Annotated in this window: 8 protein-coding genes; 4 read left to right on the top strand and 4 right to left on the bottom strand. The window is 58.1% G+C overall.

Translation table 11 applies throughout. The annotated features are described in order from the left end of the window. The first annotated feature begins 153 nt into the window (after window positions 1-153). From K7J14_RS01640 to K7J14_RS01630, 3 genes are read left to right on the top strand one after another with little or no spacing between them, the layout of a single operon-like run. Window positions 154-2,019: an adenylate/guanylate cyclase domain-containing protein gene (locus K7J14_RS01640; RefSeq protein ID WP_230752354.1), complete on the top strand. Its 1,866-nt coding sequence runs from the start codon at window positions 154-156 to the stop codon at window positions 2,017-2,019. Continuing rightward, window positions 2,003-4,870, top strand: a complete 2,868-nt coding sequence (locus tag K7J14_RS01635; protein ID WP_230752352.1) for a FecR family protein — start codon at window positions 2,003-2,005, stop codon at window positions 4,868-4,870. The genes K7J14_RS01640 and K7J14_RS01635 overlap by 17 nt, the downstream gene beginning before the upstream one ends. Continuing rightward, window positions 4,860-6,083: a hypothetical protein gene (locus K7J14_RS01630; protein ID WP_230752350.1), complete on the top strand. Its 1,224-nt coding sequence runs from the start codon at window positions 4,860-4,862 to the stop codon at window positions 6,081-6,083. Before K7J14_RS01635 ends, K7J14_RS01630 begins: the two co-directional genes overlap by 11 nt. Here the strand turns inward: K7J14_RS01630 and K7J14_RS01625 are convergent. The 3 genes from K7J14_RS01625 to K7J14_RS01615 are packed head-to-tail and all read right to left on the bottom strand — an operon-like array spanning window position 6,045 to window position 10,347. Beyond that, window positions 6,045-6,494 carry a YbaN family protein gene (locus K7J14_RS01625; protein WP_230752348.1) on the bottom strand — a complete coding sequence of 150 codons (450 nt, stop codon included), beginning with the start codon at window positions 6,492-6,494 and terminating at the stop codon, window positions 6,045-6,047. The two genes, K7J14_RS01630 and K7J14_RS01625, sit on opposite strands and share 39 nt — an antisense overlap. A 20-nt stretch (window positions 6,495-6,514) precedes the next feature. Beyond that, entirely contained in the window at window positions 6,515-8,434 is a 1,920-nt protein-coding gene (locus tag K7J14_RS01620) for an EAL domain-containing protein (protein ID WP_230752346.1), read from the bottom strand. After that, complete coding sequence (locus K7J14_RS01615; RefSeq protein WP_230752344.1) at window positions 8,431-10,347, bottom strand: EAL domain-containing protein; 1,917 nt, start codon at window positions 10,345-10,347, stop codon at window positions 8,431-8,433. The genes K7J14_RS01620 and K7J14_RS01615 overlap by 4 nt, the downstream gene beginning before the upstream one ends. Window positions 10,348-10,478: 131 nt before the next feature. On the opposite strand from K7J14_RS01615, the gene K7J14_RS01610 reads away from it, so the two are divergent. After that, window positions 10,479-11,294 (top strand): YdcF family protein, encoded by an 816-nt coding sequence (locus K7J14_RS01610; RefSeq protein WP_230752343.1) that lies wholly within the window; start codon window positions 10,479-10,481, stop codon window positions 11,292-11,294. Between the two features lie 130 nt (window positions 11,295-11,424). Here K7J14_RS01610 and rmuC read toward each other — a convergent pair whose 3' ends face one another. Next, window positions 11,425-12,801 carry a DNA recombination protein RmuC gene (gene rmuC / locus K7J14_RS01605; RefSeq protein ID WP_230752341.1) on the bottom strand — a complete coding sequence of 459 codons (1,377 nt, stop codon included), beginning with the start codon at window positions 12,799-12,801 and terminating at the stop codon, window positions 11,425-11,427. Window positions 12,802-12,807: the final 6 nt, after the last annotated feature.

The raw sequence follows: 12,807 nt of genomic DNA, 5'->3' as shown, positions 1-12,807 counted from the left end.
CGCTGGCGGTCAGGGAGGGGAGATTCCGCCTCTGCAGGGACGAGCGATTGAGGGGCCTCCGAACGATGATGTTCGAAGGATGAGGGATTGTCGGGCTCGATTTTGATTATGGTAAAAAAAAGTGAACGTTATTTGCGCGAAGGATGGACGGGAATGAAAGACGGAAGGGACGAGAAGGGCGGCGGACGAAAAAAGCGGGTGAGGTTTCCGCTGGTAATAAAATTGATCGGGATCATATCGATAATCGTGGTGGTGTCGATGGCGCTCGTGACCGGAATCGCGTCCTGGTTCTTCTCCGAAGACTCGCGGGCGCGGGCGGAGGAAAACACGCTCACTGTGAGCCAGGTCCTCGCCGCGCAGATAACCGGCAGGATCGAGTCCACGCACTCCGGAACCCTCTCTCTCCTGGACACTTTGCGCGAAAACGCGGGCAACCGCTCGCTCGAACGGGCAGCCGTCTCCAACTGGTTCGACCGCAACGCGTCGGTCGCCCTCGTCTCCGTTCCCGGACAAAAAGAAATACGCAACGACAAATTCTTCAAGGCGAACGAACTCGACTCGGCAGCCTTGCAGCCCTTTCTGGAATCGGCAAAGGGCTTGATAGAACGCGCGAAGGAAGGCGAAAGCCTCGTGGCAAACGCGAGCCCCTCGGTCGGGATTCCCGCCGCCGCCCTCTTCGTTCCCTACCGCGACATGGGCACGCGCAACGCCCTCGTGATTGTTTTTTCCACGGAGGAATTCCTTCAGATGGTGCAGACCGACTCAGCCGGAATCAACTACGTGGTCGGCTGGGACGGCGGGCTCATCGTGCACCCGGATTTCGACCTCGTGAAAATGGGGGCGAACTTTTCCGACCGCGAGCTGGTGAAAAAGGCGCTTGAAAGCCCTTCCGACAATCTGCAGATACGCTACCGCGACGTGGACGGGACGCGCTACCTCGGCGCGTTCAGGCGGCTTTCCGTCGGCGCGCTTGCGGTAACGAGCTCGACTCCGACAGCCCTCGTGTACCGCGCAGCGACGGACGTGCTCAGGCGCAACTTTCTTCTTTCCGGCGTGGTTCTCCTTATCTCGGTTTTGGCAGTGTGGTTTTTTTCCAAGTCGATTTCGCGACCGGTTCTCTCCCTTGTGCGCGCGGCGCACCGGATAGAGGAGGGGGACTTCGAGCTCGACATTCTGCCGGAAACGCGCGACGAGCTCGGACTCTTGACCGAGTCCTTCGTGGAAATGGGCAAGGGGCTCGCCGAGCGTGAGCGGGTAAAGGAGACCTTCGGCAAGTTCGTCAACAAGGAGATCGCCGAGCAGGCGCTCAAGGGCGAACTCAAGCTCGGCGGACAGCGCAAAACCGCGACGATCTTTTTTTCCGACATACGCTCGTTTACCGCGATTTCCGAGCGCCTCTCTCCTGAGGCTGTCGTCGAATTTTTGAACGAGTACATGACGCGCATGGTCGCCTGCATCGAGAAGACCGGCGGCGTCGTAGACAAATTCATCGGGGACGCGATCATGGGCGTGTGGGGCGCGCCGGTTTCCGCCGGGACTCCGCGGGACGACGCGCTCGCCGCGGTGCGCGCGATGCTCATGATGCGCGACGAGCTGCTCGAGTTCAACAAGGGCCGCGGCACTCCCGAGAAGCCCTTTATTCATAACGGCGCGGGCGTGAACACCGGTCCGGTGATCGCCGGGCAGATCGGCTCGCTTTCGCGCATGGAGTATACGGTAATCGGCGACGCGGTGAATCTCGCGAGCCGCATCGAGGCGCTCAACAAGCCCTTTGGAACCGATGTGCTCATTTCCGAATACACCTGGGATCTGGTCAAGGACGCGGTGATCGCGGAGCCCATGCCGGCGATAACGGTAAAGGGCAAAACCGCGCCGCTTACGATATATGCCGTGGTGAAGATGAAGGGGGATGAAGGACCCGGGTCTCTTTCCGAATTGAGAGAGAAGCTCGGAATCGCCGATCCCGGGAAAAAGATAGAAGTGGACAAGGAAGAAGTAAAATATGAAATTGTCGGCTAGCGACGCCCTGGTTTCGGCGCTTTCGTTCGCCGGTTCCTGCGCCCTTCTGTGGCTGTTCGCCCTCGATATCGGCACCGTCTCCTTCCGCGCGAACGAAAAGCCGCTGGGCACGGTCGTCTTCAAGAAGATGACGGCTACGCGCCGGCCCTCGGACGCCCTCGGCTGGGAGCGGATGCGGAACGACAGCCCCGTGTACAACGCGGACACGCTGAGGACCGGAACGCTCTCCGAGGCCGCCATCTTTTTCGACGACGGAACCTCGCTCGAGCTGGACGCGAACTCCATGCTCAAGCTCGACTTCGGCGGACCGACCCGCAACCTGGAATTCCTGGACGGCGAGATCACCGTGGGCGGTTCGGCCTCGGGGTCGGACTATGTCATATCCTCAAAGGCCGGCACTATTTCCGTGGGCGCCGATTCGAGCGCGACCTTCAGCCGCGACGAGACGAACAACGTGATCGGCGTCGAGGTGAATAAGGGAACTGCCAGGCTTACCCGAGCGGACGGAAGCACGCAGGAAGTGAAAGAAAACCAGGCGATCGAGGTGAACGCCGCAGACGGCAGCTCGCGCTTCGTGAGCCGCCCCATCATTCCCCTGAAGCCGGCGCGCAACGCCCGGATTCTCGGAGCCGCCGGAAGTTCAACGTTTGCCGGCGGCGGCGCGCGAGTCGAATCCGGCGCGCGAGTCGATGCCGGGCAGCAGGCGGGCGCGCAGCTTTTCGAGTTCGTCTGGCAGCTGGAGGCCGGCGGGGCCGGATCTTCCGCCGCAGACTCGGGAGCTCTTCCGGCGTTTACGCTAGAGATTTCTGCCGAGAAAGATTTTTCCGCTATTGCCGCGACTCATCAGGCGGAAGGGCTATCCGCCTTTCTTCCGGTGCTTCCGGGAACCTGGTTTTGGCGGGTGCGAGACGAGGCCGGCCGGCTTTCGCCTGCGCGGAAGTTCAGCTACGAGCTCGATTCCTTTCCCCGCCCGGCCTTCCCCGAAGACGGAGCCGAATACCGCTACCGGAAGAGACTCCCGGAAATCAGATTCGCGTGGACTGCTATGAAGGAAGCTTCGGCCTATGTGTTCGAACTATCCGACTCTCCCGCTTTTACCAAGAGCAAAATCCGCACACGGGTTTCAGGCTCGAATATTTCCCTTTCCGAGATAGGGGCGGGCCTGTGGTATTGGCGCGTAACGCCGGTGCACGGATATACCGAAACCCTGAACGCTCCCGAGCCCGTCGCGAGAACCCTGCGGATAGAAAAGAGCGGCGCCATGCAGCCGATAGCTTCAAGCACGCCCTTCAACGGCCTTCTCTATCAAATTCAGGAGATCGACGAAAAGGGTTTGGCCTTCGCCTGGCTTCCCCATGCCGAAGCTGTTTCCTACGAGCTGGTCGTTTCGGACGCTGAATCCTTTTCCGATGCGTCCTTTACGGTTTCCTCCCTTACTCCCTACATCAGGCTCTCGGGCGACGCCGCCGCTGTTTTGCGGAAGCCGGGAACCCGCTATTGGGCGGTGCGGTGGATCGACAACGAGGGCAACGCTTCTCCGGTTAGCGAGCCGCGCAGGATAATCGGTATCGACGGTTCGATCGCGCTCAGGCCGGTGTTTCCGCCGGAGGGCTACCGGATCGCGGATTCTCTTGTTTCGAATATCCGCTTCACCTGGAAGTCGAACATTGCGGCGGACACCTTCTTCGTTCTGTCCGATGATCCGTCGTTTTCCACGGTGTTCCTGCAGGAGAAGGCGGCGGCGGAAACCCTGTTCGGCAGGGCATGGAAGAGCGGCACCTGGTACTGGAAAATCCGCACCCTCAACGCTGACGGTTCCGTCTTCATCGAGACGCCCGTGCGCTCCTTTACGATACTCGATCCGCTCCCCGGAACCGCGGTAACCAAGCCCGCCGTTTCGTCCCTCCTGTATTTGCGCGAAGGAGATTCCGCCGTTATAGAATGGAATCCGGTTCCCGGCGCGGATTATTGCAACCTGGCCCTCTATTCCCCCGAGGACGGTTACGCCGAACCGGTATTCGAACGCACGCACCTTACGGAAAACGCGCTTGAGATCCCGATGGGAAACTTCCGGAGCGGCAGGTACGCGGTCCGCATCCAGGGCTTCGCTTCAGAGTCCGAAGAATCGACGAGGATCATCGGATACATCGGAGAGTCGTTCCTTTCGTACCGGCGGCTTGAGTATCTCAAGCTCGCATCTCCCGAGGACGGCGCTGTCTTCGAAGGCCTTGAAGCCCTGAGGCGCGGCGTCGAGCTGCGTTATAATTCGGCGAATCCTCCCGAAGCGCAGGAATTTACGCTTACCCGTATCGATGGCCGATCGGAGACGGAAGCCGCTCGGAGTTCCTCGAAGGGAGAACTCTTTACCGCGCGCCGTCTGGTTCCCGGAAGCTATCTCTGGACTGTCGGCGGAACGCTTGCCGGCTTCGATATTTCGGCGCAGGAAACCCGGCGGTTCACGGTGCTTCCGGTTCCGCCCCTTCCGGCTCCCGTCGTGTCGGCTCCGGCGGCCGGCGCGGTGTTCGGCGTGCAGGAATTTAGAAACTCGAGAACAATCGATTTCGCCTGGTCGCCGGTGGAAGGCTCGAATCAATACACGCTTTCGATTTATCCGGAAGGAAAACGCGAAAGCTCGTTCACGAAAAGCGGAATTACGGAAACCCGGTTTACTCTTTCGGATTTAACCGCTCTATCCCGCGGAAAGAACCGCGTTCGGGTTGAAGCGAGCTGGACGGCGGAAGACGGAGTGGTCGAACAGCCGGGGCTGCCGGGGGAAACTTCCTTCACGGTAGACCTGCCGCCGGCCAGACAAGCCGCTTCCAAAACGGGAGGATCTCTCTATGGCCGTTGACGCGCGTATTGCCGCCCTCGTTTTCCTGTCAGCGCTTTCCTCAGCGCTTTCGGCGCCTCTATTCGCCGGCGATGCCGCCTCCGGGCCTTCCGGCTCAGCAGAATCTCTCGAACAGGATTTTCTGGATACGAGCTCGGTCGGCTATCAATACGAAATAGGGGAGGACGGAAATCCGGTATATACCCAGACTCTTTCCTGGGACGGAGATCCCTACGCTCTGGAGTACGAGGTCGTCGTGCTCGACGCCGCCGGAACCGAATTGCTCCGCAGCAGGCAGGAAGGAACCAGCCTCGCCTTGAGCCTGCCGCCGGGGGAGTATTCCTATAATATCGTTACGGTCAATCTTTTAGGGCAGAGCGAGGTGGAAACCGGCTTTCAGCAATTGTCGATCCTCCGCGCGGAGATGCCGGAGGTCCAGGATCTTTCTCCGGGTTTCATTTTCATGGATTCGTTCAACGCCTTTGTAACGGTGAAGGGCCAGCGCATCCAGGAAGGCGCGCGGGTCATGCTCAGAAAAAAAGACGCCAAGCCCGGGCGGGGCATTGTCGGAATCGAGCAGGAACGGGTAGGCGAGTCGGAAGTCGTCGTGCGCTTCCCCGAGGAAGCCTATGTTCCGGGCACCTTCGATATTTCGGTCGTGAATCCGGGCGGACTCTACATCAATCGTCCGCAGGCGATCCGCATCCTGTACCAGCGCCCTGTCGACATCCTGCTCTCCGCCGGATACGCACCCGTGTATCTTGCCGGAGACTCCTGGTTCACCGAAGTGTGGAGCGACCAAACGTACTTTCTCGGGGCGGACACGGCCTTTTCGCTGTATTTCATGAAGAAGGCCTGGGGCTTTCTGGGCTTCGGCTTCGATTCGTCGGCTCACCGGCTCACCGGCGGCCTCGATATGGCGGAAGTGGCGAGCGATTATCTCGTCTCGAACATGACGCTTCTGTACAAGTACCGCGTCAATAAGACGGTTCATCTTCAGGCCCGCGCCGGCGGAGGAGTCTCGGTGAGTTCCCATGCCTTCGACTATTCGGGAAGTCCGGGTCCGGTCGAGGAATTTTCCAGCCCCTGCGTTTCAGGCGGACTCGCGGCCCAGGTTTTTCTCCCCAAACGAATCCATTTGGAAATCGGGGCCGACTGGGTGCAGGTGTTTCAGGGAGAAAACGCCGCGGGCTTTTTACGGCCGGTTTTGAGGGCCGGCTACCGTCTGTTCTGACTCTGCGTGTTCGGGTTCGTTCTGCGTGTTCGGGGCATCCGCTTCTTTGAGCGTTTTCATCAGCGACAGATGAATGGTGACCCCGGCTCCGACGCAGGCGAGAATCAAGCGGACGACGAGGGACTCTGTCGCGAACACTGCCGTCGCGCCGAGCATAGCCCATAGAAAGCTGATCGAAACGATCTTGTTTTTTTTCGTGATCGCCCTGTGGGTGAGATAATCGGTTATGTATTTTCCCAGAATCGGGTGCGACCTGATCCACGCGTACAGCCGGTCCGAACTTTTCATAAAGCAGGACGCGGACAGCAGGAGGAATGGCGTGGTGGGGAGAACCGGAAGAAAGATTCCCGCGACTCCGAATCCGAGCGAACAAAAACCCGCGCCTATCAAGGCGTATCGTGCAACCTTCATGAATCCTCCCGTAGCGGCGTTTAGCCGTTTTTCAACGCTTCCACGATGCGCTGCCCGCTCATCGGCTTGCCGAATAAATACCCCTGCAGGTGGTCGAAATTCATCAATGCGAGCATGCCCGCCTGCGCTTCCGTTTCAACGCCTTCGGCGGCGACCGCGCATTCGCGTCTTTTAAAGATGTCGACCATGCCTTCCAACAGCTGCCGGCCCTTATTGCTTTGCAGCCCCGGCTGGATTATTTTCTTGTCGAATTTAATAATCGAAAACGGCATCGGGGCGAGCTTGACCAAATTGGTATAGCCGGATCCGAAATCGTCCAGCGCGAAAGACACTCCCTTGCCGGTCAGCAGTTCCATGTTCATCGCGAGGTCGTTCCCGAACCGCGATACGGTGGTTTCGGTTATTTCAAAACAGACTTTGGAAAGATCCATTCTTGCGTCTGCAGCCGTTTTCAGCACCGTCCTCGGCCAGTCGAGATCGAGGCACATGGACGAGACCAGCCTGAGCTGCAGCTGGTCGATGCCCGCTAGTTCCTGTTTATTCGCCGCATGCCACTCGAACGCTTTTTTGAGCGTCAATTCGGTGAGCTGCCTGCTGACTCCCATCTTCTCCGCCGTCGAGAGGACTTCGCTTTGGAACGCCTGTTCGTTGTTGACGAGCGAGAGTCCGAGCAGGACTTCAAGCGCAAAGGGCTTGCTGCGCGCGATCGAATACACCGGTTGATAAAACAGCTCCGGGCTCTCTCTTTCCAGACAGCGCTCCAGCGCAGCCGCTACGGCAGAGCTTCTCTTGTGCTTGCCGACCGAAAAATCGAATTTCGTGTAGATCTTTTTGTGGGCGGAATGCCGGGCAACCTCGGCTATTTGGTCTATGCAGTCGACAACGTCCGATATGTCCGCGGCGTCTTCAGGACATTGCAGAATGGTAACCTTAAAGGGAACTTTCACATGCAAAGACCCGACGCTCCATGAGGCGTCAGCCAGGTCGAGAATTTTCAGAGCGAGATCTCCTACAGGATTCGACTTCAATCTCCTGCTGAAAAGAAGACCGAAAACGCCTGTGCCGACCCACGACGGAGCCGCTCCCGCTCCGCTCGCCTGGAACATCCATTTCGACACCTGCGCAACGAGGGCGCGGTAGTTTTGCATCTCCAGGCTGCCCTGAAGATCAGCGAGCTCTGGCGAGTGCGCGATGAGAACCGTGAACGGCTCTTTTTTCTTGAAAGCTCCCGCAAGGAATTCGATGAACGATTCTCGATGATAGAGTCCGCTTTGTCCGTCCATCAATTCGCTCGCGTTCTGGATCGTGATGAGCGCTAACAGGGCGCTGACTGAGGCGCCGAAACACTCGAGCATAAGGCCCCTGTTGAATCCCTGGATCAGCGCGGCTAGGACGGGCGCGAGAGCCGCCGCCAAAAATGCGCGCTGATGGGATTTTCGATAGTGCGAACGCTTGAAAAAAAGAGCCGCTATGATGATAAGAAAGTACAGGGTCGATAACAGATAGAGGATAAAAAAGAGAGGACCGCGGCGGTAGACGTTCGCGGAATCGACGTACGAAATCAACCGTGTAATAGGATTCGAGGCAACGGCGGCGATTGCGATCGCCCAGGGGAGGGCGAGGAGGACGCGCATTGTTTTTTTTACAGGAAGAAGTCCGCCGTAGTTGAGGATGTACACGGCGGCGAAAAAAGCGATCGAGTTATGGAATAGATAAAAGAGGGTGACCGTGGCCATCGTCGCGGCTCCTGAAGTTCCGGGAAGGGCGTTGGCAAAGTAGGAGCTTGCGGCGCTGAATACGGAGCTGAGCAAGACCGTCCAGGCGATTCTTCCGTAGCTTTCGCCCGGTCCGAAACGACGCTGCTTGCGCTCATAAAAGAGGAACAGGGTAATGCAGGAAATGCAGACCGCGGCGATATCGAAGTCGAGTATGTACTTCATGCGCGTTTCCCCCTGCACCAATCTTTGAAGTCTCCGGCCGATAGGGGTTTGGAAAAGTAATATCCCTGAATGTGATCGACCCCGATGGTTTTCAGAAACTCGAGCTGTTCGGCGGTTTCGACCCCTTCGGCAACCACCGCTACGCCGATTCTTTTGAAGATCGACACGAAGCTTGACAGTTCTACTCTGCCGGCATCGCTTTCGCTGGAGGCGATGACGAGGCTTCTGTCAAGCTTGATCGACGCGAACGGTATCTGAAGCAGATTGACTATGTTCGAATTTCCTACACCGAAATCGTCTATCGCCACCGAGAAACCCTTTGCCTGAAGTTCTTCCGTCGTGCGCATCATAGCGAGCGGAGAGAGGGCCGCGGCAGTTTCGGTAATCTCGAAGCAGAGATCCTGTCCCTTCAACCCGTAGTTGCGGGCGGCAGCGTATATGCGGTCCGCCAGATTGAACTGGGCGAATTGTACGGGAGAGAGATTGATGTCGAGGTAGCGAAGCGGTAATCCTTCCGCGCGAATCGCGGATAAAAAAGCGCAGGAACGGTCGAGGACGAAGTCTCCTATCGCGTGGATCAGGCCGCTGCGTTCGGCGACGGGGATGAACTCGCCCGGGCCGATCGGTCCCAGCGTTTTGCTGGTAAGACGCACCAGCGCTTCCGCTGCGACGATGGATCCTGTTTCAGCGCTTACTATCGGCTGAAAATGGACCGTAAGGCCGAAGTTCTCCAGGGCGTCTTTGGTGGCCTCTGAAACGGAGATCTGGCGTTTTGCCAGCGAGATTTCAGACAGGCCCAGCCATGCGTCCAGGGGATAGCTCCAATCCGAAACGGAGAGGCTCCGGTGAGCCTGGAACACGATCCGGCCGTTCGACGCGTCTTCGGGTACCGATATGTGGCAGAGCCTGGCGTGCAGGGGATAGCGTTTTTCGCCGACGATGAACGGGCGGGAGAAGCAGCGGCGCATCCGTTCCTTGTTTTCCGTGATTTCTTCCGGATCGCGATGTCTGCAAATCAGGGCGTATTCTCCGAAATCGAACCGCGCTATGAATTTTTTCCTGCAGGGCGCGTTGAAAATTTCGTCGATCATTCGTTTTTCCAGGGCGATCGCCTCTTCGGGCTTCACCGAGTAGCCGAGAAATTGCTTGTTGTCGATATGCACCAGATACACTGACGCTTTTGCTTTTGTGAGATCGATGTTTTCGAGGTACAGCGCCAGTCCTGCCCGGTTGAATAAGCCTGTCTGTCCGTCGATGAATACGTCGAAATCGTTGATTGAAAGCAAAATAATGAGCTCGGAAAGGGAAATGCCGAAATTGATTATCAACAGTTGCGGATTGAAGAATTGGATAATGAAGGCGCCGAGGGTGAACGGCAGAAACAGCAGCAACGCGAGTACCGTGCGTCCCGAGAGTTTTTTTCTGGTTCGACCGAGGCTGACGAGGGAAATAACCGCGTACATAAGCGAAATGAGGTATAGAAAGACAAGACCGTCGTTTCTCCGGTATTCCATAGCATCCGTAAAGGAAAACACAAACCGGGTCCATGGGTTGGACAGGATCGTTGCAATTGCCGCGAACCAGGGAAGAAGAAGGGCTGTTTTTCTTTTTATGCTGAATCCGTACCAGGAATTATCGACTACCAGGAGAAATACGCAAAACAGGGGAGCGATGGTGTTCTGAAAGAGGTAATAAAGGGTGTTTACGGCGTACTGCGTTGCCGGACTGTGAATATCCGTGTTTACATAGAATAGCACGGTTGCCGCGTCGGCGGAAGTCGCTCCGAGGGTGGCCAGAAGCAGGGCAAGGAAGACCGCTGATTGCAGAATGTTGAGCCTGCGGCGAGAGAAGAATAAAACTATATTGAATAAAAGAACGACGATAGCCGCAATGTCGTAGTTAATCTCGCCCATACTCCTTCAAAGTATAGGCGAGCATCTCTAAAAACGCCAGTATCGCGGGGCGATCTTTCCCTCATTTGTTGCGCTAGCCGGAAAATCGGAAGCTCTTGCCTTGGAATCCGGACCGGGATACTATTCCGGTCATGCAGACCCTCTTATTCCGTTTTTCAAAATTGATCAATCCGCTGTTGTCTCCCGCGACTATCGGACTTCTCGTTCCCATCATCGCGCTGGCGGCGGTTTTGAAGACCGCCCGGCTCGCCGGAAAGACGCGGGCGCTTGCAGCCGGAGCTCTCGCGCTTTTGTGCGGTTTATACGCCGCCTCTCTTCCCGCCGTCTCGAACGCGCTTGTTCGGGCGTGGGAAGCGCCGCGTACCGATCCCGCATCCCTGAGCGAAAGCTCCTCTTATCCGTTCGAGGCGATTGTGGTTCTCGGCGGTTCGGTTAGCGTAGAACTGAGCGAGGGCTGGCATATCGAAACGGGACGGACAATGGAGCGGCTGACGGCCGCCGCGCGGCTCTATCATGCGTTTGCCCGGGAAGGGCATGAGCCATTGGTAATCGCGACGGGAGGATCGGGCAATCCCGATTATCAGACGAGGGCTGAGGCCCCGCTTATGCGCGCTATGCTCGAGCTCATGGGGGTTCCCCCTGAGGCAGTTCGCATCGAGGGCGCTTCCAGAAACACCTACGAGAACGCTCTTTATACGAAGGAAATCCTTTCGGATTCGGGCCTTGAACGTTGCCTGCTAGTTACGTCCGCCCTGCATATGCGGCGCTCCCGAGCCGTCTTCGAAAAACAGGGGATCGGCTTCGAGCCCTTTGCCGTCGATACGAACCTGATGGCGGTTCCCTTCCCGAACGCGTTTTTCCCCGACACGGAGGCGCTCGACAACACCTATCGCGTGTTCAGGGAGGTCGCCGGCTTCGTCGCCTATCGCCTGATGGGCCGCCTCTAAGCTGCGACGCGTACCGTCAGATCTCGCGCGTACTGTGTGCGCTCGCGCGTACCGTGTGCGCTTGCGCGTACCGTCAGATTTCGCGCATACCGTCAGATCTCGCGCGTACCGTGAGCTCTCGCGCGTACCGTCAGATCTCGTCGGCGAGCAGTTTGGCGGCGGGGGGCTGTTCCGCGCCGGGAAGTTCCTGGACGTCGCGGAGCTTCCGCTCGATGGCGCGGGAGCGGGTTCCGGCGTTTTCGATTTCCTTGCTCGCCAGATCGAGTTTCTGCTTCGTCCGCTCCAGCACTTCCCCGAACTTGCCGAACTCGGTTTTTACCGCGCCGAGGAGCTCCCATATTTCGCTCGTCCGTTTTTCAACCGCGAGGCTCCGGAATCCCATCTGCAGGCTCGAAAGAAAGGCCGACACCGTCGTGGGGCCGGTGATGACGACCCGGTACTCGCGTTGAACCGCCTCGAAAAGCCCCGCGATTCTGAGTACTTCCGCGAAAAGCCCCTCGAAGGGCAAAAACATGATCGCGAAGTCGGTGGTGTTCGGCGGATCGACGTATTTCGAACTGATGTCCTTCGCGAAGCCCATGATGCGGGTTCGAAGCGCCTTTACCGCGGCGTCCTTTTCCGGCGCGTCGCCGGAGTCGTAGGCGTTCATCAGCCGGGTGTAATCCTCCGTGGGGAACTTCGCGTCGATCGGAAGCCACACGGTTCTGTTCGACTCGTCCTTTCCCGGAATTTTCACCGCGAACTCGACCTGGTCGTTCGAACCCTTTTTTGTTTTCACGTTCCGCTCGTACTGGGCGGGCGTGAGAATCTGCTCGAGAATTCCGGCCAGCTGATACTCGCCCAGAACGCCCTTCGTCTTCACGTTCGCCAGCACCTTTTTAAGGTCTCCGACTCCGGTCGCGAGCGTCTGCATCTCGCCCAAGCCCTTTTGCACGAGCTCGAGCCGCTCGCTCACCAGCTTGAACGACTCGCCGAGCCGCGTCTCCAGCGTCTTGTGGAGCTTCTCGTCGACCGTCTCGCGCATCTTTTCGAGCTTCTCGCTGTTCTCCGTCTGGATCGCCTGCAGCTTTTTCTCCACCGAGTCGCGGATCTTGTCGAAGTTCTCCCTCGTGTCGCGGTTGAGCTCGGTCACCTTCGCTCCGATCTTTTCCTCGAACGACGAAAGCGATCGCGCAAGCTCGTCCCGGTTGTGCTTCGCCGAGACGTTCACCGCCTCCTGCACCCCGGCGAGCTTTTGCTCGAGCAGGGCGGCGAAGCGCATGAACGATCCGTTGAGCTCGTCCCGCGCCGTCTTCGAAGAACGGGCCGACTCATCCCTGTTCCGCGAAAATTCCTCCCGCAGAATTCCTTCCATCCGGTCGAGCCGTCTTCCGAATTCCTCGATAGCCCGCTCCCCGTTTGCCGATCCGCCCTTGCCGGCTTCGGCGGTGTTGCGGAGCACAATCAGCAGTACTATGAATTGAGCGAGCGCGAACAGAGCCGCGGCTCCCGCGATTATTTCCGTCATGTGAAC

The organism is Teretinema zuelzerae (assembly GCF_021021555.1).
Taxonomy (GTDB): Bacteria; Spirochaetota; Spirochaetia; order Treponematales; family Treponemataceae; genus Teretinema; species Teretinema zuelzerae.
This window is presented reverse-complemented; position numbering and strand designations above follow the sequence as displayed.

Bases quoted from the DNA above. Each gene is read 5' to 3' on its own strand.
- K7J14_RS01615 (WP_230752344.1), bottom strand. From the start codon at position 10,347: ATGGGCGAGATTAACTACGACATTGCGGCTATCGTCGTTCTTTTATTC.
- K7J14_RS01640 (WP_230752354.1), top strand. From the start codon at position 154: ATGAAAGACGGAAGGGACGAGAAGGGCGGCGGACGAAAAAAGCGGGTG.
- rmuC (WP_230752341.1), bottom strand. From the start codon at position 12,801: ATGACGGAAATAATCGCGGGAGCCGCGGCTCTGTTCGCGCTCGCTCAA.
- K7J14_RS01630 (WP_230752350.1), top strand. From the start codon at position 4,860: ATGGCCGTTGACGCGCGTATTGCCGCCCTCGTTTTCCTGTCAGCGCTT.
- K7J14_RS01625 (WP_230752348.1), bottom strand. From the start codon at position 6,494: ATGAAGGTTGCACGATACGCCTTGATAGGCGCGGGTTTTTGTTCGCTC.
- K7J14_RS01610 (WP_230752343.1), top strand. From the start codon at position 10,479: ATGCAGACCCTCTTATTCCGTTTTTCAAAATTGATCAATCCGCTGTTG.
- K7J14_RS01635 (WP_230752352.1), top strand. From the start codon at position 2,003: ATGAAATTGTCGGCTAGCGACGCCCTGGTTTCGGCGCTTTCGTTCGCC.
- K7J14_RS01620 (WP_230752346.1), bottom strand. From the start codon at position 8,434: ATGAAGTACATACTCGACTTCGATATCGCCGCGGTCTGCATTTCCTGC.